The sequence below is a fragment of the Intrasporangium oryzae NRRL B-24470 genome (assembly GCF_000576595.1).
Classification (GTDB): domain Bacteria; phylum Actinomycetota; class Actinomycetes; order Actinomycetales; family Dermatophilaceae; genus Intrasporangium_C; species Intrasporangium_C oryzae.
The window spans coordinates 16,897-38,913 of the sequence record NZ_AWSA01000003.1; the positions used below are offsets into that span (position 1 = coordinate 16,897).

22 protein-coding genes are annotated in these 22,017 nt (G+C 72.0%); 10 read left to right on the forward strand and 12 right to left on the reverse strand.

Annotated features, from left to right (window positions below; all coding sequences use genetic code 11):
* The first annotated feature begins 80 nt into the window (after positions 1 to 80).
* From N865_RS01700 to N865_RS01715, 4 genes are all read left to right on the forward strand, one after another.
* Positions 81 to 1,769 carry an alpha-amylase family protein gene (locus N865_RS01700; RefSeq protein WP_034800867.1) on the forward strand — a complete coding sequence of 563 codons (1,689 nt, stop codon included), beginning with the start codon at positions 81 to 83 and terminating at the stop codon, positions 1,767 to 1,769.
* A gap of 68 nt (positions 1,770 to 1,837) precedes the next feature.
* Positions 1,838 to 2,587: a dienelactone hydrolase family protein gene (locus N865_RS01705; protein WP_169735681.1), complete on the forward strand. Its 750-nt coding sequence runs from the start codon at positions 1,838 to 1,840 to the stop codon at positions 2,585 to 2,587.
* A 176-nt stretch (positions 2,588 to 2,763) separates the two neighbouring features.
* Positions 2,764 to 3,762 carry a DNA topoisomerase IB gene (locus N865_RS01710; protein WP_034800869.1) on the forward strand — a complete coding sequence of 333 codons (999 nt, stop codon included), beginning with the start codon at positions 2,764 to 2,766 and terminating at the stop codon, positions 3,760 to 3,762.
* Positions 3,763 to 3,863: 101 nt separating this feature from the next.
* Positions 3,864 to 5,468 carry an LLM class flavin-dependent oxidoreductase gene (locus N865_RS01715; RefSeq protein WP_034800871.1) on the forward strand — a complete coding sequence of 535 codons (1,605 nt, stop codon included), beginning with the start codon at positions 3,864 to 3,866 and terminating at the stop codon, positions 5,466 to 5,468.
* Between the two features lie 73 nt (positions 5,469 to 5,541).
* Here N865_RS01715 and N865_RS01720 read toward each other — a convergent pair whose 3' ends face one another.
* From N865_RS01720 to N865_RS01730, 3 genes are all read right to left on the reverse strand, one after another.
* Positions 5,542 to 6,090, reverse strand: coding sequence for a type 1 glutamine amidotransferase domain-containing protein (locus N865_RS01720; RefSeq protein WP_034800873.1), 549 nt, complete (start codon positions 6,088 to 6,090; stop codon positions 5,542 to 5,544).
* 128 nt (positions 6,091 to 6,218) lie between these two features.
* On the reverse strand, positions 6,219 to 6,734 hold the full coding sequence (locus tag N865_RS01725) for a DUF4395 domain-containing protein (protein ID WP_034800875.1): 516 nt from the start codon (positions 6,732 to 6,734) through the stop codon (positions 6,219 to 6,221).
* A 91-nt stretch (positions 6,735 to 6,825) separates the two neighbouring features.
* A complete protein-coding gene (locus N865_RS01730) occupies positions 6,826 to 8,379 on the reverse strand; it encodes an MFS transporter (RefSeq protein ID WP_034800878.1) in 1,554 nt (517 codons plus the stop codon).
* A gap of 107 nt (positions 8,380 to 8,486) precedes the next feature.
* Between N865_RS01730 and N865_RS01735 the strand changes: the two genes are divergently transcribed.
* Entirely contained in the window at positions 8,487 to 9,287 is an 801-nt protein-coding gene (locus N865_RS01735) for a deoxyribonuclease IV (RefSeq protein ID WP_034801075.1), read from the forward strand.
* 10 nt (positions 9,288 to 9,297) lie between these two features.
* Here N865_RS01735 and N865_RS01740 read toward each other — a convergent pair whose 3' ends face one another.
* Entirely contained in the window at positions 9,298 to 10,086 is a 789-nt protein-coding gene (locus N865_RS01740) for a DUF4118 domain-containing protein (RefSeq protein WP_051509853.1), read from the reverse strand.
* Between the two features lie 128 nt (positions 10,087 to 10,214).
* Between N865_RS01740 and N865_RS01745 the strand changes: the two genes are divergently transcribed.
* Positions 10,215 to 10,613 (forward strand): DUF3224 domain-containing protein, encoded by a 399-nt coding sequence (locus tag N865_RS01745; protein WP_034800880.1) that lies wholly within the window; start codon positions 10,215 to 10,217, stop codon positions 10,611 to 10,613.
* A 105-nt stretch (positions 10,614 to 10,718) separates the two neighbouring features.
* On the opposite strand, the gene N865_RS01750 is transcribed toward N865_RS01745, so the two are convergent.
* From N865_RS01750 to N865_RS22945, 3 genes are read right to left on the reverse strand one after another with little or no spacing between them, the layout of a single operon-like run.
* The gene (locus N865_RS01750; protein WP_245603631.1) at positions 10,719 to 11,387 is read right to left on the reverse strand and encodes a DUF3618 domain-containing protein; all 669 of its coding nucleotides are present in this window, start codon (positions 11,385 to 11,387) and stop codon (positions 10,719 to 10,721) included.
* Positions 11,384 to 11,947 carry a phage holin family protein gene (locus N865_RS01755; RefSeq protein WP_322786049.1) on the reverse strand — a complete coding sequence of 188 codons (564 nt, stop codon included), beginning with the start codon at positions 11,945 to 11,947 and terminating at the stop codon, positions 11,384 to 11,386. The genes N865_RS01750 and N865_RS01755 overlap by 4 nt, the downstream gene beginning before the upstream one ends.
* Positions 11,944 to 12,939: a hypothetical protein gene (locus tag N865_RS22945; protein WP_051509854.1), complete on the reverse strand. Its 996-nt coding sequence runs from the start codon at positions 12,937 to 12,939 to the stop codon at positions 11,944 to 11,946. Before N865_RS22945 ends, N865_RS01755 begins: the two co-directional genes overlap by 4 nt.
* Positions 12,940 to 13,092: 153 nt before the next feature.
* Between N865_RS22945 and N865_RS22950 the strand changes: the two genes are divergently transcribed.
* Complete coding sequence (locus N865_RS22950; RefSeq protein ID WP_051509856.1) at positions 13,093 to 13,788, forward strand: GNAT family N-acetyltransferase; 696 nt, start codon at positions 13,093 to 13,095, stop codon at positions 13,786 to 13,788.
* 61 nt (positions 13,789 to 13,849) lie between these two features.
* On the opposite strand, the gene N865_RS01770 is transcribed toward N865_RS22950, so the two are convergent.
* Positions 13,850 to 14,749 carry an ABC transporter permease gene (locus tag N865_RS01770; RefSeq protein ID WP_034800883.1) on the reverse strand — a complete coding sequence of 300 codons (900 nt, stop codon included), beginning with the start codon at positions 14,747 to 14,749 and terminating at the stop codon, positions 13,850 to 13,852.
* A complete protein-coding gene (locus N865_RS01775) occupies positions 14,746 to 15,714 on the reverse strand; it encodes a daunorubicin resistance protein DrrA family ABC transporter ATP-binding protein (RefSeq protein ID WP_034801091.1) in 969 nt (322 codons plus the stop codon). Before N865_RS01775 ends, N865_RS01770 begins: the two co-directional genes overlap by 4 nt.
* A gap of 272 nt (positions 15,715 to 15,986) precedes the next feature.
* Here N865_RS01775 and N865_RS21485 point away from each other — a divergent pair, with 272 nt between their 5' ends.
* Entirely contained in the window at positions 15,987 to 16,427 is a 441-nt protein-coding gene (locus N865_RS21485; protein WP_051509861.1) for a helix-turn-helix domain-containing protein, read from the forward strand.
* On the opposite strand, the gene N865_RS01785 is transcribed toward N865_RS21485, so the two are convergent.
* From N865_RS01785 to N865_RS01795, 3 genes are all read right to left on the reverse strand, one after another.
* Positions 16,325 to 17,047 carry an ATP-dependent Clp protease proteolytic subunit gene (locus N865_RS01785; RefSeq protein ID WP_084327861.1) on the reverse strand — a complete coding sequence of 241 codons (723 nt, stop codon included), beginning with the start codon at positions 17,045 to 17,047 and terminating at the stop codon, positions 16,325 to 16,327. The two genes, N865_RS21485 and N865_RS01785, sit on opposite strands and share 103 nt — an antisense overlap.
* A complete protein-coding gene (locus N865_RS01790; protein ID WP_034800885.1) occupies positions 17,044 to 17,652 on the reverse strand; it encodes an ATP-dependent Clp protease proteolytic subunit in 609 nt (202 codons plus the stop codon). The genes N865_RS01785 and N865_RS01790 overlap by 4 nt, the downstream gene beginning before the upstream one ends.
* 91 nt (positions 17,653 to 17,743) lie before the next feature.
* Complete coding sequence (locus N865_RS01795) at positions 17,744 to 18,967, reverse strand: PucR family transcriptional regulator (protein ID WP_051509864.1); 1,224 nt, start codon at positions 18,965 to 18,967, stop codon at positions 17,744 to 17,746.
* A 95-nt stretch (positions 18,968 to 19,062) separates the two neighbouring features.
* Between N865_RS01795 and N865_RS23810 the strand changes: the two genes are divergently transcribed.
* Both N865_RS23810 and N865_RS01805 read left to right on the forward strand, forming a co-directional pair.
* Positions 19,063 to 20,697, forward strand: coding sequence for a ferredoxin reductase (locus N865_RS23810; RefSeq protein WP_084327862.1), 1,635 nt, complete (start codon positions 19,063 to 19,065; stop codon positions 20,695 to 20,697).
* A gap of 79 nt (positions 20,698 to 20,776) precedes the next feature.
* Positions 20,777 to 21,940, forward strand: coding sequence for a fatty acid desaturase family protein (locus N865_RS01805; RefSeq protein ID WP_245603632.1), 1,164 nt, complete (start codon positions 20,777 to 20,779; stop codon positions 21,938 to 21,940).
* Positions 21,941 to 22,017 lie beyond the last annotated feature (77 nt).

Here is a 22,017-nt window from a genome sequence, read left to right on the forward strand (position 1 = left end):
TACGTCACCCCTATGACCGTCATCGGACCGCACTGCCCGCACGACCAGGTCGACCCGCTCGGGGCCGAGGAGGTGCCCTCATGAGGATCAGCGACACCGGCGACCTCTGGTGGAAGAGCGCCGTCATCTACTGTGCGGACGTCCAGACGTTCCTCGACTCGGACGGGGACGGGACCGGCGACCTCCGGGGCCTGGAGGACCGCCTCGACTACCTCAACGACCTCGGCGTCACGTGCCTCTGGCTCATGCCGTTCTACCCGACGGCCCGCGTCGACGACGGCTACGACATCACCGACTTCTTCGGTGTCGACCCGGTGCTCGGGACCCACGGCGACTTCGTCGAGCTCGTCCGCACCGCCCGCGGCCTCGGGATCCGTGTCGTCATCGACTTCGTCATGAACCACACCTCCGACCAGCACCCGTGGTTCAAGTCGGCCCGGCGCAGCAAGGACGACCCGTACCGCGACTACTACGTGTGGAGCCCGATCGAGCCTCCGTCGACCAAGAAGGACGTGGTCTTCCCCGACAAGGAGGACAGCATCTGGCAGCTCGACGAGAAGACGGGCGAGTGGTACCTCCACCACTTCTACAAGCACCAGCCGGACCTCAACGTCGCGAACCCCAAGGTGCAGGAGGAGATCTCGCGGACGCTCGGATTCTGGCTCGAGCTCGGGGTGGCCGGCTTCCGCGTCGACGCGGTGCCGTTCCTCTTCGCGCGCGACAAGGTGCCCGGTGTGAAGGAGCCCGAGGCGTTCAACCCCGACCGCTACCTCGGGGACGTCCGCAACTTCGTCACCCGCCGCGTCGGCGACGCGGTCCTCCTCGGCGAGGTCAACCTGCCCTACAAGGACCAGAAGACGTTCTTCGGGGGGCCCGACGGCGACGGGCTCAACATGCAGTTCGACTTCATCGGGATGCAGAACATCTACCTCTCGCTCGCGCGCGGGGATGCTCGTCCGATCGCGACGGCACTGCGCCGACGGCCCCGCCTCGACGTGACGAGCCAGTGGGCCAACTTCGTGCGCAACCACGACGAGCTGACCCTCGACAAGCTCACGGACGACGAGCGGCAGGAGGTCTTCGACGCGTTCGGCCCCGACCCGGACATGCAGCTCTACGGGCGCGGTCTGCGCCGGCGCCTGCCGTCGATGCTCGGCGGGGACGAGCGCCGGATCCGGCTCGTCTACTCGTTGATGTTCTCGCTGCCGGGAACACCGGTCCTCTTCTACGGGGAGGAGATCGGGATGGCGGAGAACCTCGACGTGCCGGGCCGCCTGGCGGTCCGGACACCGATGCAGTGGACGTCCGGGGAGACCGGCGGCTTCACGCGGGCGCCGAAGCGCCGGATGACGCGACCGATGCCCGGCGGGCTGTTCGGGCCGGACCAGGTCAACGCCGCCGACCAGCGGCACGACCACGGCTCGCACTGGTGGTTCATGCGCAACCTCATCTACACCTACCGGCAGCAGCCGGAGCTCGGCTGGTCCCACGCGGAGATCCTCAAGCAACCCCACCGCTCCGTCCTCGCGCACGTGTGCCGAGAGAAGGAGTCGGGGTGGGCGATGGTGGCCCTGCACAACTTCGGCGCGGACGGGTGCATGGTCCCGGTCGAGCTCGGCGACCTGCCCGCGGGGACCGTCCTTGTCGACCTGCTGGACGGGCTGCACGAGCACGAGCTCGACGCGCACGGCCGGATCGAGCTCGAGCTCCAGGGCTACGGCTACCGCTGGCTCCGGGTCCTCCGCCCCGAGGAAGGACCGCTCATCTGAGCGGGTGGCGTATGCCGCTGCTCCGGCTCGGCGTTGACGCGCGGTCCCGCGTGGGGTTCCTTTGGGCCATGGGGCAGGCCGACGACGTGACGGTCCGGCGGGTGACGGTCCGGTCGGACGGGCGGCCGTTCGGTGCGCTGGTCGTCGGACAGCACGGCCCCACCGACCCGGGGGCGATGTGCCCGGTCGTCGCGTTCGGCCACGGCTTCGCCCAGGACGCCGGCCGCTACCTCAGCATCCTCACCGGCCTTGCGGCGCGTGGCTACGTCGTCGTCGCGCCCGACAGCGAGACGCGGCTCTGGCCGAGCCACGCCCGCCTCGCCGACGACCTCTGGCGCGCGATCGAGTGGGCCAGGTCCTCGTCACCGCACGCCGATCCGGCGGCGTGCGCGGTGGCCGGCCACTCGATGGGCGCCGGGGCGGCGCTCCTCGCAGCCCAGCGGCATACGGACATCGACACCGTCGTGACGTTCGCCGCCGCGCGCACCCGGCCGTCGTCGGTCGCCGCGGCGGCCGCGATCCGCGCGGACGCGCTGTTCGTCGTGGGGTCGCTCGACCGGATCGTCCGGCCCGAGACGACGCGGACCATGTATGCCGCGAAGCCGACGCCCGCCACCTTCGTGACGATTACGGGTGGCTATCACTGCGGGTTCCTCGACTCGGCCGCGTGTCGCGGGCTCGGCTGCGACTCGGGCGATCTCACCCGTGACGCGCAGCTCGCGATCACCCGGCAGCTCCTCGGCGACTGGCTCGACTCGCGCCTTCGCGGACGTCCGCTGCCGCCCTGGCCCGACCACGTCGTCGTCGAGTCGCGCTAACGGGGAGTCAGCCGGTAGCCGGTGCCGTTGGCGGCCCCACGTCACTGCTCCATCTACGGGAGCAGTGGGACCCACTGCTCCGCGTAGGGGAGCAGTGGGTCCCACTGCTCCCGTAGATGGAGCAGTGACGTAGGGAGCCGGGTGTGGCACCCCCGCGCTCGGGGTATGACCGTGGCATGGCCCGCCTGCGCACGGTCTCGCCGAGCTCGACCGGATGGACCCGCCGCCGTGCCGGGCGCGGGTTCGTCTACCTCGACGCGGAGGGCCGGCGCCTCGACGCCGAGCAGGTCGACCGGATCCGCTCCCTCGCGATCCCGCCCGCGTGGAACGACGTGTGGATCTGCCCGCAGCCCAACGGCCACATCCAGGCCGTCGGCACCGACGACGCCGGACGGCGGCAGTACCTCTACCACCCGGACTGGCGCGCCAAGCGCGACCGGGCGAAGTTCGACCGGATCCTCCGGGCGGCCGAGAAGCTCCCGGCGGCGCGTCGTCGCGTCGCCCGCGACCTCGCTGCGGAGGGTATGCCGCGTGAGCGGGCGGCCGCTGCCGCCGTGCGCCTGCTCGACCTCGGCTACTTCCGGATCGGGAGCGACGCCTACACCGACGCGAACGGCTCGTTCGGGCTGACGACCCTCGAGAGGCAGCACGTGCGCCGACGCGGCGACAGCGTCGTGTTCGAGTTCGTCGGCAAGTCCGGCATCGAGCACACCGTCGAGATCAGCGACGAGGACGTCATCGCCGTGCTCGACCGGATGCGCTCGCGGCGGTCGCGCAGCCGCCGCGTCCTCGCCTACCGGGACACCGCGGGCTGGGTCGACCTCGACGCGACCGCCGTCAACGCCTACCTGTCCGACCTGCTCGGTGGTGAGCTCACGGCCAAGGACTTCCGGACCTGGCACGCCACCGTTATCGCCGCCACGGCGCTTGCCGCATCGGACGAGCCCGCGGACACCAGGGCGTCCCGTCGGCGCGCCGTCAAGGCAGCGATCGGGGAGGTGTCGACGTACCTCGGCAACACCCCGACCATCGCGAAGAACTCGTACATCGACCCGCGGGTCATCGACCTCTACGAGTCAGGGACGACGATCGGGGAGGTGGCGCGCCGCCGCCACCGCACCCCCGCGGCTCGCCAGGCCAGCCTCGAGAAGGCGGTCCTCGAGCTGCTCTCCTGAGCGCGCGCATTCCCCGACACGCCCACCCACCCCGTGATTCGATGGTCCGAGCGCCTGGCGACGGAGTGCTTGGCGACGGAGCCTGGCGACAAGGAGGACGCGTGAGGGACTACGGACACGACCTGCAGTTCGGGCTCTTCCCCAGCCCCGACGTGACGGCGCTCCACGCCACGCTCGAGCTGGCACAGCTCGCCGACGTCGCCGGTCTCGACCTCGTCACGATCCAGGACCACCCCTACCAGGCGAGGCACCTCGACACCTCGACACTGCTGTCGGTCATCGCCGCCCGCACGTCGACGGTCCGGGTCGCCGCCAACGTCGCCAACCTCCCGCTCCGCCCACCGGCCCAGCTCGCGAAGTCGATCGCAACCCTCGACATCATCACCGGGGGCCGGGCCGAGCTCGGGCTCGGTACCGGCGCCTTCTGGGACGCGATCGTCGCTGCAGGGGGCCCTCGTCGAACCCCCGGCGAGGCCGTCGCCGCTCTCGTCGAGGCGATCCGGATCATCCGCCGAGTCTGGGGCCAGGACCCCGAGCACGCGGACGAGCGGAGCGTCTCGGTCGAGGGAGAGCACTACCGCGTCATGGGGCTGCACGTCGGCCCGCGCCCGGTCCACCGCGTCGAGATCTGGCTCGGCGCCTACCAGCCCCGGATGCTCCGGGTCACGGCGCGGTACGCCGACGGATGGCTGCCGAGCCAGGGATACGCCCCGCCCGAGAGCCTGGCCGGCCTCAACGCGGCCATCGACGAAGCAGCCGACCGCGCCGGCCGCGGGCCCCAGGCGATCCGACGGATGTACAACATCTCCGGCCACTTCGGAACCGGCGCCGGCTTCCTCCAGGGCACGGCCGACGACTGGGCCGAGCAACTCGCCGAGCTGACGCTGACGGAGGGGATGAGCACCTTCATCCTCGGCACGGACGACCCCGACGACGTGCGGCGCTTCGCCGAGGAGGTGGCCCCCGCGGTCCGGGAGCTCGTCGAGGTCGAGCGGGCGCGCCGAGCCGTCGAGGGTGGCAGCGGCGGGGTCGGCGGGGCACGGCCGGGGAGTCAGGACCTGCCTTTGCGCCTCCCCTCCCCCGACGCCCACCCGCTCACCGTCCAGCCCACGCCCGACGACGGCACGCGGCTCTCGCCGTCGATGCCCTGGCCCGAGGACGACCGCCCGGTCGCGGCGAAACCCGAGTCAGCGGCATACACCGCCCACGAGCAGGCGGTGCCCCAGCACCTCGTCGACATCCACGACCACCTGCGGAGCGAGCTCGCGCAGGTGCGCGACGTCGTGGGGCAGGTGCGCCAGGGGCTGATGAGCGCAGGCGCGGCGCGCTCGGTCATCAACACGATGGCGATGCGCCAGAACAGCTGGACCCTCGGCGCATACTGCGAGTCCTACTGCCGCGCCGTCACCGGCCACCACACGCTCGAGGACCGAAGCGTCTTCACCCACCTGCGCCGTGCACAGCCTGACCTCGCTCCGGTCCTCGACCGCCTGCAGGAGGAACACCACGTCATCGCCGACGTCCTCGAGCAGGTCGACCGCGCCCTCGTCGGCATCGTCTCCGCCGACCCCTACGGGGCGTCCGGGCACGCCGCTCTCGACGAGCTCCAGCGGGCCCTCGACCTGCTGACGGACACGCTCCTGTCCCACCTCGCCTACGAGGAGCGAGAGCTGCTCCACCCTCTCGCCCGCCACGGTTTCGGCTGAGCCGACCCCCGCGCAGACGAGCCCGTATGCCGCTGGGCCCGCTGCCGCTGCGCGCCGGCGCACGGCCAGCAGATCAGGCGCTGGCGGCCGCCGCCCCGTGCTCCAGGGCCTCGACCAGCGCGCCGCAGAACTGCGGCAGGTCGCCGGGCTTGCGGCTCGTGATCAGGTTCCCGTCGACGACGAGGGGCTCGTCGGTCCACTCACCCCCGGCGTTGCGGATGTCGGTCTGCAGGCTCGGCCACGACGTCAGGCGACGACCGCTGAGGACCCCCGCCTCGACGAGCGTCCACGGCGCGTGGCAGATGGCGGCCACCGGCCGCCCCGACGTCAGGAACTCCCTGACGAGGGCGACCGCGGCCGCATCGAGTCGCAGGGCGTCCGGGTTCGCGACGCCGCCGGGCAGGACGAGAGCGTCGAAGTCGTCGACCTTCGCGTCCGCGACGGTCAGGTCGACCGGGCGCTTCTCGGCCTTGTCGAGGTGGTCGAACGTCTGCACCTCGCCCGGCTTCGGGCTGACGAGGACGGCCTCGTGTCCCGCGTCGAGGACGGCCTGCCACGGCTCGGTCAGCTCGACCCGCTCGATGCCTTCGGACGCGACGAGGAACGCAACCTTCTTGGACACGGTGTGACTCCTTGATGCCGGGAAACGCTGCGAGGCAGCGACGTGCCCATGTCCCGTACCCCCGCGCCGGCCGATCGCCACACCCTTTTGGTTACGTCGAGCGGTCTACCGGCCCCCGGCCGAACCGGTCAGGCGGCGGTCTGGACCCGGGCGCGCCGGGTGATGTCGGCGCAGTCGAGGCAGACCTCCTCGGGCACGACCCCGAGGCGCATGAGCACGGCGAAGAGCTTGCAGCCGACGCAGAGGCCGAGGATCGACTCCAGCGCGGGGAAGAGGACCATGATCGCGGCGATGACCACCACCGCTGCGAGGGCGGCCGACCCGCCGGTCACGAGGCTGACGACCCAGAGGATGGTCGCCGCAGACGTCATGACGGCGCCGATGGCCGCCGCGAAGCGTTTCGGGGCTCCAGCCGTCGGTCGCGGGGCGGTGGCGACGGCGGGACGGATCCACCGCTGGACGAGCCGAGCGATCGGGCTCGCCTTGGGACCGACCGACGCACGCAGGGTGAAGTCGACGGCGAGCACGGCGTAGAGCCACCACTGCTGGGTCGCGAGGGCGATGACGCCCACGACGAGGACGACAGCCGCGATGAGACGGGCGTTGACGTCGTCGACGGTTGCCGGGAAGCGCGAGGAACTCATGCCTACATTATTGATCACATAAGGCTGGCTTATACAAGCCCGCTCACGATGCGGACCCTCCCCCTCGGGCGCCCCAACGACGCCGGTCCGTTCACGCGCGCTCGCGCAGGACGTGCCACGCGGCGACCGCGACCACCACGAAGACGAGGGCGCCGACCCCGGCGACGACCTCGAGGCTCGTCGTGAAGGCTTCCCGGGCCGCCTCGAGCAGACCGCGCCCGACCCCGCCCGGGACCGAGACGGCCCCGTGCACGGCACCGGCGAGGCTGTCGAGCGCGACCGAGCCGGCGTCGGACGGGTGCTGGGCGGCATACGGAGCGAGCTGGTCGCGGTAGACGAACGTGGCGAGCGAACCGAGCCCGGCGACGCCGACAGCGACACCGAGCTCGCCCGACGTCTCGGACAGCGAGGCGACCGAGCCCGCCCGCTCACGGGGCGCAGACTCCATCATGACCGACATCGTCAACGTCGACGGGAGCATGATCCCGAACGACGCGAGCGCCATGCCGACGACGAGCAGCCCGACCCCGGCCAGCACCCCGACCTGCGTCTGGATGGCGAGGCCCGCAGCGCAGATCATCAGGCCTAGGGCCATCGTCCGGCCGGCGCCGAGGCGACGCCCGATCGCCGCGCTCGACGCCGAGCCGAGGAGGAGGGCGAGGTTCGCCGGCAGCATCCACAGGCCGGCGCCGAGCGGGTCGAGCCCCGCGACGAGCTGGAGCCACTGCGAGCTGACGAACGAGATCCCGGCCATGACGACCCCACCGACGAGCATGACCGCGAGCGCCGTCGAGAACACCCGGCCGCGGAAGAGCGTCAGGTCGACGAGCGGGTTGGCGATGCGCCGCTGGCGGCGGAGGAAGAGCCCTCCCATGACGATGCCGTATGCCGCTGAGCCCGCAGCCGCCCAGAGGTTCCCTCCGCGCGCGACCTCCTTGAAGGCGTGGATCACCGGCAGGATCGTCAGCAGGGACAGCACCGAGCTCGCGATGTCGACCGGGCCGCCGACGTGGCGATCGGACTCCGGGAGCAGCCGCGGACCTGCGACGAGGAGCACCACCATGAACGGGATGCCCAGGAGGAACGCCGAGCCCCACCAGAAGTGCTCGAGGAGCACGCCCCCGACGAGCGGTCCCGCAGCCATGCCTCCCATGAAGCAGCTGAACCACACGCCGATCGCCGTCGTGAGGGAGCGCTCCGTCGTGAAGATCGTCCGGAGCAGACCCATGGTCGAGGGCAGGAGGGTCGCCCCCGCGATGCCGAGCACGGCCCGCCAGAGGATCAGCTGGCCGGGCGAGGTGGCGTAGGCCGCGCACGCCGACGCGATGCCGAAGCCTGCCGCGCCCGCGAGGAGGAGCCTTCGACGGCCGATCCGGTCGCCGAGCGCTCCCATCGTGACGAGGAACCCGGCCAGGACGAACGAGTAGATGTCGAGGATCCACAGCTGCTGGGTCGTGGTGGCGCCCAGGTCGGCGGAGAGCTCCGGCAGGGCCAGGTAGAGCACGCTCACGTCGAGCGAGAGGAGAAGTGCGGTCAGGGCGAGGACCCCGAGGGCGAGCCACTGACGCGGGCTCGTGGCCGGGGCGGTCGGCGCGACCGCGGTCGGCGCGGCGGCCGCGATGGGGTCCCGGTCCGTGGTGCTCATGTCGTCCTCCAGGTGGTCCGAAGCGGTGTCTCACCACGACGTCGAACGGCACCAGGTCGTCTCGACACCAGACAGCGGCGTCGGCCCCGCGGCATACAGTGGGCCGCATGGCCACCCTGCACATCGGAGCGCACGTCGACCAGGAGGACCCCATCGCCGAGGCGAAGGCGCGGGGCGCGACGCTCTCGCAGTTCTTCCTCGGTGACCCCCAGAGCTACAAGGGGCCCGTCGTGCGCTACGCCGGAGGAGCGGAGGCGCTCAAGTCCGACGCGGAGGCCGCAGGCATCGACCTCTACGTCCATGCGCCCTACCCGATCAACGTCGCCGCGACCAACAACCGGATCCGCATCCCCGGACGCAAGCTCCTCCAGCAGCACCTCGTCGCCGCCGCCGAGATCGGCGCCAAGGGGGTCATCGTCCACGGCGGCCACCTCGGCAAGGACGAGGACGCCGCGGTCGGCTTCGACAACTGGCGCAAGTGCATCGACGGCCTCGACATGCCCGTGCGCCTCCTCATCGAGAACACCGCCGGCGGCGACAACGCGATGGCCCGCAGGCTCGAGGCGATCGCGCGGCTCTGGGACGCGATCGGCCGGGCCAAGGGGGGCGACACCGTCGGGTTCTGCCTCGACACGTGCCACGCCCACGCCGGCGGCAACGACCTCGGCTCCGTCGTCGACGAGATCCGGGCCATCACCGGCCGGATCGACCTCGTCCACGCCAACGACTCGCGCGACGAGTTCGACTCCGGCGCAGACCGGCACACCAACTTCGGGTCCGGCCACATCGCCGGAGACGCCCTTGCTGGTGTCATCCGGGCGGCCGGCGCACCGGTCGTCTGCGAGACCCCGGGTGGCCTCGAGGGCCAGCGCGCCGACATCGCCTGGCTCCGTTCGCAGGTCGAGTGAGCCCGGCGCCCTACCCCTGCTGAGGCGAGCTCGGGCCGGGGCTGCTTCGGCTCCGACCCCCACCTGAGGGACCGGCCCGCAGCACCTGGCCGGCGAGGAGCACCGCGGCCCGAAGCTGGTCCGGGGTCGGACGGACGACCCGCGAGGCGGCGGCGACGCGGAAGTACCCCACGGTCCGGCCGGCCTCGTCGACGGGGACCGCCGTCCACGAGTCGGTCGGCAGGCCAACCACCCCGACGCGCAGGTCGTGTCCGCGGACCGTCACCCGGCCCTGGCTGTCGACGACCGCGTCGTCGGGCGACGGCGTTCCCTCGACCCACTCGCACCGGTCGACGTCGAGCAGGCTCGTCATCGACTTCGCCACGGCCCGGGGCAGCGCCCTGCCCTCCGAGTCGGGAGCGATCGCGAGCAGCTCGAGCATCCCGGCGAGGTAGCCGTCTCGGCGCTGGGCAGCGGCCTGCGCCCGATGCCCCCACAGCGCCAGCTCGGTCACGGCGAGGCCGACCACGACGAGCGCGACGGCCAGCACGAGATCGTCCCGCTGGTGGATCGAGAGGCTGAGGTAGGGAACGGTGAGGAAGAAGTCGAACCCGCCCGCGGCAGCGAGCGCGGAGATGACGCCGGCGACGCGGTCGCCGGTCGCGGCCGCCGCAACGACGGGCAGCACGAGGAGCATCGCCTGGGTGCTCTGCGACATCGAGTCCCGGAAGAGGGCGAGCAGCCCCGCCAGGGCGAGCGGGACCAGCGCGGCAGCCCACCGGACGGCACCCCGGTGGAGAGTGAGCCACTCGGTTGTCATGCCTCCACGCAACCACGGCGAAGTCGCCCTGGGGCTCGAAACACCGATCCCGTTCGGCGTCTTGACGGCATCTTGACGCTGTCGGGAACCTTCAAGCGCCTCCCTGCCCGGCGGCATACTGTCGCGTCATGACGAGCAGCGCGACCTTCACGACGTCCGACTTCGACGTCACCGACTACGTCCCCGCGATCACGACCGGCCTGCCGACCGGCCACCTGCGCATGAGCAAGACGTATGCCGGTGACGTCGTCGGGCGGAGCATCACGCAGTTCACGTCGGCGTTCGACCAGAGCACCGGGGTCGGGACGTACGTCGCCATGGAGTCCTTCGAGGGGACGGTCGACGGCAGGCGGGGCGCGTTCAACTTCGTCCACGCCGCCTCGACGAGCGGCTCCGACCGGGCGAACGAGTACGGCCTCATCGTGCCGGGAAGCGGCACCGAGGAGCTCGAGGGGATCACGGGGACGGTCGCCCTCCGGATCGATGCCGACGGGACGCACCACATGGACTTCCACCACAACCTCTGACGCCGAGGCCACCCGTCCGGGCCACCCGTCCGGGCCACCAAGGGGCCTCTGACGGGCACGTCCCGGGGACACGGTCCCCGGGACGTGCGCTCCGTCGCGGAGGGGTCAGCCGTGGCGCTGCTCCTGCACGACGTCCCTCGACTCAGCGGCGCTGGCGCGGACGTCGTCGGCCGCCTGCCGCCCCTCGTCCGTGACGTTCTCGACCGCGGCCTGGGCGCGGTCCTTGACCTCGGCGACGGCCGCCTGGGCCGGCTCACGGAGGTGCTCCGCGGACTCCTTCGCCACGCTCTTGGCCTCGTCCAGTGCGGGCTGGGCCCGGTCCTTGACGGTTTCGCTCAGCTCGCGCTCCTTCGCGGAGGCGGGCAGGAGACTGCCGACGAGCCAGCCGACCCCGAGGGCGACGAACCCCGCGGCCAGCGGGTTGCCCCTCGCGCGCCGGGCCGCCGCCTGCTTCGCGTCGTGGGCGGCATCGCCGACGCCCGATGCGGCTCCCGAGGCCATCCCGGTGGCCGAGTCGCCCAGGTCGGAGGCCGAGCCCATGACGTGGTCCTTCACGCTGCCCGCCGCGTCGCGGACCTTGTCGACCTGACGGCGTGCGACGTTGCCCGGGGTGACGGCCTCGCCGAGCGCGTTGACGTCCCGGCTCAGCTCGCTCCGGGTCCGCTCGATGTCGGCGCGGATCGCATCCGGGTCGGTCCGCATGCCCGTCGTCGCCAGCACGTCATCTCGGTCGGTCGTGCGGCCGCCGGTCGGGCTGCTCATCTCGGTGCTCACAGCTGCTCCTCGTGTCCCTTGAGCGCACCGGGGACCTGCTTGGCGGTCTCCACGGTGCGCGGCATTCCCTGGATCTGCTTGATGTCGCGGCGCCCGACCATGGCGAGCACGGCTGCGACCACGGCCCAGATGACCATGACGATGACGGCGGCCCAGCCGCGGTCGTCGATGGCGCGAGACAACCACTCCCACACGGCCAACGAGAGGAAGAGCAGGGTGAACCACCCGGCGGCGGCGGCGCCGCTCAGCATCCCCGCCCCCCGGCCGGCCCTGGTGGCGGTCTCCCGCGCCTCGGCCTTGGCGAGCGCGACCTCCTGGTGCAGGAGCGTCGAGAGCCCGCTGGTGATGTCGCCGACGAGCTCGCCGATCGAGGCGCTCTGCGCCTTCTCCTCGGCCGTCTCCATGCCCAGGTGCGTGCCCATCGAGCCGGTGCCCATCGAGCCGGTGCCCATCGAGTCAGTCGGATAGGTCTCCGACTGCACCGGGTCCGATGGCAGGGTCCCGGCGGGGTAGGACTCCGGCGGTGGGACGGGTTGGCCGCCGCTCCATGTGCTGGTCATCGGCGCTCCTCGTCGAAGATGCCGAGGCTGTCGTCCTCGTCGACGGCCGGATACGTCGCTGTCGCGGGGTAGGCGTTCTCCGCGGTGTAGGTGCTCGAGGCCGGGTACGCGTCCTCGGCGGTGTAGGTGCTGGGCGCCGGGGTGCCACCCGTGGTTGCGTAGGGGTCCGTTCCCGCGTAGGGGTCGGTGCTCGCATAGGGGTCCGTTGCCGCGTAGGGGTCGGTGGCCCCGTAGGTGCCTGCAGCGGGGTAGGACCCCGTCGCTCCGGAGGTCCCCGAGCCGGTGGTCGGCTCGTCCCCGTCGGCGGTGAGGCCGCGGGTCAGCCGGCCTCCGATGACGCCGACCGCGGCCGCCGCGAGGAGGAAGGTGCCCGGCCGGCGGCGCGCGAAGGACCGCACGTCGTCGAGCAGCTCGGCGGGCTCACGGCGCTCGAGCCAGCCGGCCAGCTCACGGGCCTTCGACGAGGCCTGCTCCGCCAGGTCGGTGGCGATGCCGCGCTGCTCGACGCTCGTGCCGGAAGCCATCTGGCCGAGCTCGTCGGCGAGGGAGCGAAGGCCCCCGACCGCCCGACCGCTCTGCGTGGAGGCCTGGTCGTTGAGCTCGGTGCGCAGCTGCATGAGCAGCTGCTTCACCTGTGCGGTCGTCTCGGCGGCGACGTCCTTCACCTCGGACTTCGCGGTGTCGGCCACCCGCGCCGTTCCGGCCTTCGCGTCCTGCGCCACCGAGGCGGCCTCGTCCTTGACGACGGCCGCGGTGCCCTCTCCTGCCGGCGGCTGCGCGGTGGCAGTCGCCGCCTCCGGGTACTCCCGCGTCACGTGGGGCGCAGTGTCGGTGCGGCCACCCGCCGGGTACTCCGCCGGGTACTCCGTCGGGTGTGCCGTCGAGTATGCCGTCGAGCCGCCTTGCGCTGCAGGCATGCCGGTGTCGTCGACCGGGTCCCACGTCGAGACCTGCTGCGTGGATTCCTGCGTCTCGTGGTGTCGTTCGGTCATGGGCGTGAGCCCCTTTCAGGCCGGGCGTCGGACCCGAGATGCGCGCCCTCGGTTGGGCGAGCACGGGGCCAACGCGGATGTCCGTCCCCCGTGCCCTACCCATCGGGCGGGATGCCAACCACATCCGGCCGACGCCGCCACTACGCTGCCGCCATGCGTGACGACGCCGACGGGCCTCTCTCGCGCCACATCCGGACGCTCGCCGCGTCGTGGCGCGCCATGGCGGCCCCGCATCCGGGGTCGTGGGTCGTGGAGGACGAGGGTGTCGTCGCCTCGCGCGTCCCGGACCACCCCGTGCTCGACAACGCGATCCTTCTCGAGCCGGGTGCGTTGCCGTGCCTGCGCGAGCTCTATCCGCCGACGAGCGCGTATGCCGTGTGGACCCATTCGCCCGGGTGCGCGGCGGTTGTCGAGGCGGCCGGGTTCGCCCGCTCCGAGGTGACGCACCCGATGGTGTGCCGGATCGAGGACGCGCCGCCCCCGACAGAGGCGGACCGGTCAGCCGTGGTCGGCGGCCGGCCTGTCGACGTGGTCGACGAGCTCAACGGGCTCGACCCGGACCTGCTCGCGGGCGTCGAGGGCCTCGAGGTGTGGACCGACCGAGGTGGCGACTCGTGTGCCGCCCTCTTCCGCTGCGACGACGACGTCAACGTCTCGATGGTCGCGACACGACCGGAGGCCCGGAGGCGCGGCCTCGCCTCCGCGGTCCTGCGGGTCGCGCTCGCCGATGCGCGGGCGCGAGGTGCCGTGACGGCGAGCCTCCAGTCGTCCGAGATGGCCGTGGGCCTCTATGCGGGGCTCGGCTTCCGCCAGGTCGCGACGTGGCAGGAGTGGCAGCTCCCGAGGTGACGCACGAGGCGGCCGGCCACTCGCTCCCCCGATGCGAATGGCCGGCCGCCTCGGCCCCCGGTCAGTCCTCCGTGCGCTTGACGAACGCGCGGATCGCGAGCGGCGCGAACACGATCGCGAGCCCGACCGACCAGACCACGGTCACGAGCACCGGGTGCTGGAGCGGCCACGCGGCATCGGGCCCGGCGGCCGGAGCGTTGCCCCACAGCTCTCGCAGCGCCTGGACCAGGGCGCTGATCGGGTTCCATTCGGCGATGGTCCGCAGCCATGGGGTCATGTTGTCGGTCGGCGCAAAGGTGTTGGCGAGGAAGGTGATCGGGAACATCGTCGTGAACATGAACCCGTTGACGCCCTCGACGGAGGTGAACTTCGATCCGACGAGGATCCCGAGCCAGATCATCGCGAACCCGAAGAGGAGCAGCAGGCCGAAGGCGAGGACGGCCTTGGCGAAGCCCTCGTGGATGCGCCAGCCGATCGCGAGACCGGTGACGGACATGACGACGATGCCGATGCTCGAGTGGAGCAGGCTGGAGATGCTCCGCCCGACGAGGACGGAGGAGCGAGAGATCGGCAGGGACCGGAACCGGTCGACGATGCCGCGGCCGATGTCGGCCGTCAGGCCGATCGCGACGACGAAGGACGAGAAGGCCATCGTCTGGGCCATGATTCCGGGCAGCAGCCACTCGCGGTATCCCGAGCCGGGCGTCTGGATCGAGCTGCCGAAGACGAACGCGAAGAGCAGCACGAACATGATCGGCTGGATCGTGACGTCGGCGAGCATCTCGGGCTGGCGCCGGATGTGCTTGAGGTTGCGCCAGACCATGGTGCGCACCTCGCGCAGGCGGCTCGGCGCGTGGAGGTGCGGTGCGGTGACGGCGGGGGCCGCGGTGGACCGCGGGACGTCGGTGGCCGTCCGGGACTCGTCGCGAATCGCGGTGGCGGCGGTGGTGTAGTCGGTCATCGTGACTCCTCGGCGGTGTCGCCGTCTGCGTGGGCCCGGTCCGTCTCGGCCCGGTGCCCGGTGAGGTTGAGGAAGACGTCGTCGAGGCTCGGCCGCTTGAGGCCGAGGTCGTCGAGGACGATGTCGGTGCCGGCGAAGACACCGGCGATGCGCGTCATGTCCGCCAGGCCGTCCGCTGGTGCGGTGAGCTGGCGGGCGGCCTCGTCGACGTGGACGCCGGAGGTGTGGGCCGCGAGCAGACGCCTGGCCTCCTCGAGCTGGTCGGCGTGCGAGACGGTGAGGACGATGCTGGCGCGGCCCGACTGGTCCTTGAGCTCGAGCGGGGTGCCCTCGGCGATGATCCGGCCGTGGTCGACGACGACGATCCGGTCGGCGAGCTGGTCGGCCTCCTCGAGGTACTGGGTCGTCAGCAGCAGGGTCGTCCCGTCGCGGACGAGCCCCCGCAGGACCTCCCAGAGCTCGACGCGGCTGCGGGGGTCGAGGCCCGTCGTCGGCTCGTCGAGGAAGAGGACGGGCGGCGCGGCGATGAGGCTCACGGCGAGGTCGAGGCGCCGTCGCATGCCTCCGGAGTAGCTCTTGATGACCTTGTCGCCGGCGTCTGCGAGGGAGAACCGCTCGAGCAGCTCGTCGCCCAGCCGGGCGATGTCGGCCCGGGAGAGGCCGTAGAGCGACCCGATGAGCCGGAGGTTCTCGCGGCCGGTCAGGAACTCGTCGACGGTGGCGGCCTGTCCGGTGAGGCCCATGCTCCGGCGGACGGCGTCCGGGTCGGTGAGGACGTCGTGCCCGGCGACCCGGGCGGTGCCGCTCGTCGGCCGGGTGAGCGTCGTCATCATCCGCACCGTCGTCGTCTTGCCTGCACCGTTGGGCCCGAGGAGGCCGAGGACGCTGCCCTGCGGAACGGTGAAGCTGACGTCGTCGACGGCGGTCATGTCGCCGAAGGTCTTGACGAGGTGCTCGGCCTCCATGGCTGGCCCGGAGTACTCCTTCCGCGCCGGACGGAGAGGGTCGCGGAGGGTGTCGGTGATGGTCATTGCTGTGGTTCCCCCGATCGGTGGTCTGCGTGGTCCGACGCTACGGCCCACCCCTGACAGCCTAGATCGCGTGTGGACACTGTCAACATCTTTTTCGACGACGGTGGTCTTTCGCCGAGGGCGTATCCCGACTGAGCGACGGACCCCACCGTGGCGTGCGAGTCTGGGGAGACGCCCAGCCCCCAGCCTCACGATCGGAGACGGCCATGACCCAGCTCGCCCGACACCCGGGGCCCTCCGGGCAGCGGCATCCGTCGCGACCGACCCCCCGACCCGCGACCAGGCCAACCCCGCTTCTCCGGGTCGTCTACGGCCGGCTCATCCGCCGCCTGCGCCAGCGCCAGGGACGGACCCTGGCGCAGGTGGCCGCCGAGGCCGGGGTCTCGATCGCCTATCTCTCCGAGATCGAGCGCGGGCTCAAGGAGCCGTCGTCCGAGGTGCTCGCCGCGGTCTGCGTGGCGCTCGGGTCGAGCATCACCGGTCTCGTCGGAGCCGCACACGTCGAGCTGCGCGACGGCTCCGCGGACCGGTCGGGCGACACCGCCTACGGCGTGCTCGACCTCACCGTCGACCGCCCCGTCACCTCTCTCGCGTCGATCCCGGCCTCGCCTGCCCGGTCGTCGGAGCCGAGCCTTCTCGCGGCCTGAGCACCCTGCCGCGCGCCGACGGCGCCGACCTCGCCCGCGCGCTCGATGACGTCGTCGACGACCCCGAAGTCGAGTGCCTCCACCGCGGTCAGCACATGGTCGCGGTCCGTGTCGCGGCGCAGCTGCTCGACCGTCCGACCCGTGTGGTGGCTCAGCACCTCCTCGACCTGGGACCGCACCCGGAGCAGCTCGCCCGCCTGCAGCGCGAGGTCGGACACGGTCCCCTGGCCGCCTCCCGAAGGCTGGTGGAGCAGCACCCGTGAGTGCCGCAGCGCGAAGCGCCGGCCGGGCTCCCCGGCCGCGAGGAGCACCGCGGCGGCCGAGGCCGCCTGGCCGAGGCAGTACGTCGCGACCGGCGTCGGCACGAACTGCATCGTGTCGTAGATCGCCATGAGGGCCGTGAAGGAGCCGCCCGGCGAGTTGATGTAGAGCGAGACCTCCCGCTCGGGGGCGACGTGCGCGAGGTGGAGGAGCTGGGCCATGACGACGTTGGCCACGCCGTCGTCGATCTCCGTCCCGACGAAGATGATCCGTTCCTGGAGCAGCCGGCTGTAGATGTCGAAGCTGCGCTCCCCTGCGGGGGTCCGTTCGACGACGTACGGAATCGTGTAGCTGCTCATCGCAGTCCGACCCGCCGCTCGACGCCGACCGGGCGGACGTCCGTGAGCGAGCTCATGACGTGGTCGACGATGCCGTATGCCGCTGCCTCCTCGGCGCTGAACCAGCGGTCCCGCTCGCTGTCGAGGGTGATCTGCTCGACGGTCTGGCCCGTGTTGTCGGCCTGGAGCTCGTTGACACGCCGCTTGACGGCCGCGAGGTTCGCCGCCTGCACCTCCACGTCGGCCGCGGTTCCCTGGATCCCGGCCGAGGGCTGGTGCATCATGACCCGCGCGTTGGGCAGGGCGTAGCGCTTGCCGGGGGTCCCGGCCCCGAGGAGGAACTGCCCCATGCTCGCGGCGAGCCCCAGCGCGAGCGTGCTGACGTCGTTGGGGATGACGCGCATCGTGTCGTAGATCGCGAGGCCGGCCGTGACCGAGCCGCCGGGCGAGTTGATGTAGAGGCTGATGTCGGCCCGGGGGTCACGGGCCGAGAGGAGCAGCAGCTGGGCGGTGATCCGGTTGGCGACGGGGTCGTCGACCTCTGCGCCAAGCACGATGATCCGCTGGTGGAGCAGCTGCATCGACAGCTGGTCGTCGAGCGGGCCGGGGGCGAGTGTCTCTGTCATCACCCCAGCGTGCGACCACCGGGCCGGGACCGGCCAGGAGGATCTGCCGGGGGCGAATCCGCCCACGGCAGAAGCGGACCCGGCCACGCGCTCAGGCGAGGGCGATCGTCAGCTCGAGGATCGTCTGGGGATCGTCGAGCCGGTCGCCGTAGAGCTCGCGGAGCTGCCCGAGCCGGTAGCGCACCGTCTGCGGGTGGACGAAGAGCTCGGCGGCGATGTGGTCGCGGCGCCCGTGGTTGAGCAGCCATGAGCGGAGCGTCTCGGTCAGCTTGTCGGCCACGGTCGGCCGCAGCGCGGACAGCGGCGCGAGCACCCGGGCGCGCAGGTCGGCGAGCGCCAGGGGGTCAGCGGCGAGGAGCAGGCTCGCGAGGTGCTCGTCGGTGTCGACGGGTCGTCCCCCGGCCTGGTCGCCGCCGAGGCCCAGCCGCCGGGCCCGGACCGCGCGGTCGAAGGAGGCCGAGACGCTCGCCCAGGGCGAGGCCGGGCCGACGACGGCGTCGCTGCCCTGCAGGTCGGACCGCAGCCGGGCGCGGGCCGCACCCCCGGCGTCGGGGACGAGGAGGACGACGTCGCCCTCGGGCAGCCCGGGCACGTCGTCGCCGGGGGCGAGCGTGCGGGGGTCGAGGCGCGCGAGCAGACCGCGGACCCGCCGTTCGGGCACGAGGACGGCGGTGAGCGAGCGGGGCGGCACCCACTCGGCCCGCTGGGCGGCCGCGCCGAGGACGTCGGCCGGGGCACCCCCGATGAGCGACTGGGCGAGGCGCTCGAGGTGACGGGCGCGCACGCGTCCGCTCTGGGCGAGCTCGTCGGCGTGGCCCGACACGCTCGCGGCGGAGAGCTGGTCGATGTAGGCGAAGACGAGCTCGGCGAAGCGGGCCACGGTCCCCGAGTCGAGCCCGCCCGCGACTCCGGCCGATGAGAAGTGCTGCCAGGACACCCGCGCCCCGACCCGGTAGGCCGCGAGGAGCGCGTCGAGCGACCGGCCGCTCCGCGCCTCTCCGCGCCCGAGCCGGTAGGCGCCCTCGAGGGCGGGCCCGACGGGACGCGACGGGCCGGACCCGCTCGGCCTCGAGGCGAGGTCGAGGAAGCCGCCGAGGGCGAGCTGGACCGCGCTGGCGATCGTCTGCCCCATGGCGCCGCGCAGCGCCCCCGCGTAGCCGGGGACCTCGGCCGTGATCGCCTCGACCGTGCGGTCGGCCACGGCGGGCAGCTCGGCGCGCAGCGTCGCCATGACGGCGGGGTCGAGGGCGAGCTCGGCCCCCTTGCCCAGCTCGGAGGGGCGACCATCGGTTCCACGTGCCTTCGCCGGTGTCATGTCATCTCCATAGTTGTTCCCAGCGAACAAAACAGTCGATCCGATTCACGCCGATAGCGCAGGTCTTGCACCACCGAGCGTAAGACGATGGATCCATGACCACAACCGTCGGGCGACCGGGCACCTTGGCCGCCACCCTGGCCGACACCGAGGCCTTCACCGACAGCGCCGTCAACGGAGCCGACACTGCGGCCGACACTGCGGCCGACACTGCGGCCGACACTGCGGCCGACACTGCGGCCGACACTGCGGCCGACACTGCGGCCGACACTGCGGCCGACACTGCGGCCGACACTGCGGCCGACACTGCGGCCGACACTGCGGCCGACACTGCGGCCGACACTGCGGCCGACACTGCGGCCGACACTGCGGCCGACACTGCGGCCGACACTGCGGCCGACACTGCGGCCGACACTGCGGCCGACACTGCGGCCGACACTGCGGCCGACACTGCGGCCGACACTGCGGCCGACACTGCGGCCGACACTGCGGCCGACACTGCGGCCGACACTGCGGCCGACACTGCGGCCGACACTGCGGCCGACACTGCGGCCGACACTGCGGCCGACACTGCGGCCGACACTGCGGCCGACACTGCGGCCGACACTGCGGCCGACACTGCGGCCGACACTGCGGCCGACACTGCGGCCGACGCGACCCGGCGGCCGACCCTTCGTCTCCGCGACCGGCTCGTGCGCCTCGCCGAGCTCGCGGTGACGCCCCTGCTCCCGAGCGACTTCCTCGACGTCGTCGACCCTCTGCTCTCGGGTGCCGACCTCCGCGGCCGCATCGAGGCGATCGAGCCCGAGACCGCCGACGCCGCGACGATCACGATCCGTCCGGGTCGCGGCTGGCGCGGCCACGTCCCCGGTCAGTACGTCCGCATCGGCGTCGACGTCGACGGGGTCCGGCAGTGGCGCGCCTACTCCGTCACCTCCCCGGCCGACCGCTCCGACGGCCGCTTCACGATCACCGTCAAGGCGATCCCCGACGGCGTCGTCAGCAACCACCTCGTCCGCGAGGCTCGCGCCGGCACCGTCATCCAGCTCGACCAGGCGACGGGCGAGTTCGTCCTCCCGACGCCGGCTCCCCGCCGCCTCCTTTTCGTCACCGCCGGGAGCGGCATCACCCCCGTGATGGGCATCCTCCGGTCGTATGCCGCCGAGCTGGCCGACGTCGTCGTCGTCCACTCCGCGCCCTCCCGCGCCGACGTCATCTTCGGGGCCGACCTCGCCGAGCTCGCCGCCGACGACCGCATCACCCTGACCACGATCCACACCGACGCCGAGGGCCTGCTCGACACCGAGCGCCTCGAGCGGCTCGTTCCCGACCTCGCCGAGCGTGAGACGTGGGCGTGTGGCCCGACGGGGCTGCTCGACCTCCTCGAGGAGCACTGGGCCGCACGCGGTTTCGCCGACCGGATCCACACCGAGCGGTTCCGTCCGACGATCGTCGTCACCGGCGAGGGCGGCCGGGTGAGCTTCACGCGCAGCGGCACCACCGTCGAGGCCGACGGGGCGACGCCGATCCTCGACGCCGCCGAGGCCGCCGGGGTCCTCATGCCCTCCGGGTGCCGGATGGGCATCTGCTTCGGCTGCGTCCTGCCGCTGCGCGAGGGCGCGGTCCGCGACCTGCGCAACGGCGAGCTGACGACAGCCGTCCCCGGAGACGGCGTCCGCATCCAGACCTGCATCTCGGCCGCCGCCGGCGCCTGCCACATCGACCACTGAGCCGCCCCCGGGCCGGCCTCCGAGCCACGCGCCGACCGGGCCGGGCAGCGAGAGCCGGCACAGCGGCATACCGAACCTGTTGAACCCGAAGGGAACCCACATCGTGACCGTCCTCCAGAAGAAGGCCGACAACCCCATCGCCCACCTCACGCCCGAGGACATCGAGCAGATCGGCATCGAGCTCGACGCGATCCGGCAGGACGTCATCGACACGCGCGGCGCCCGCGACGCGGAGTACATCCGCAAGGTCATCAAGACCCAGCGCACCCTCGAGATGGGCAGCCGCGCGATCCTGCTCGTCTCGCTCTTCCCGCCGGCGTGGGTCGTCGGCACGGTCGGCCTGTCGATCGCGAAGATCATCGAGAACATGGAGATCGGCCACAACGTCATGCACGGCCAGTGGGACTGGATGCGTGACCCGAAGATCCACTCGACGACGTGGGAGTGGGACAACGCGAGCCCGTCCGAGCAGTGGAAGCACTCGCACAACGAGCTCCACCACACGTACACCAACGTCATCGGCAAGGACAACGACCTCGGCTACGGCATCATGCGCGTCGACGAGGACCAGCGCTGGGTGCCGATGCACCTCGGGCAGCCGCTGTGGAACTTCCTCAACGCGTGCTTCTTCGAGTACGGCATCGCCGCCTACGACCTCGAGCTCGGCAAGAACCTCGCGACCCCCGAACGCCGTCGCGACCCCGAGTTCCGGGCCCGCGCCAAGCAGGTGCTGCGCAAGATCCGGCGTCAGGCGACGAAGGACTACGTCATCCACCCGATCCTGTCCGGGCCGTCGTTCCTGCACACCATCGCGGCGAACTTCACCGCCAACCTCGTGCGCAACCTCTGGACGCACTCGGTCATCATGTGCGGCCACTTCCCCGAGGGCGTCGAGACCTTCGAGCGCAGGTCGATCGTCGGCGAGACCCGCGGCGAGTGGTACCTGCGCCAGATGCTCGGCTCGGCCAACATCAGCGGCAGCACGGCGATGCACTTCATGACCGGCAACCTCAGCTTCCAGATCGAGCACCACCTCTTCCCCGACCTGCCGAGCAACCGCTACCAGGAGATCGCGCCCAAGGTGAAGGCCCTCTTCGACAAGTATGACCTCACGTACACGACCGGCGCGCTGCCCGTGCAGGTCGGCTCGGCGTGGCGCAAGATCATCCGGCTCTCGCTGCCCAACGACTTCTCCGTCGCCGCCCTCGTGCGCCGCACCCCCACGAGCCGCGCAGCCGCCTGACCGGGCCTGACCAGCCCGAACCTGCCGGAACCTGTTGTCGCGACCCGGGACGCGAGGCAGACTGCAAGAGAGCCCAC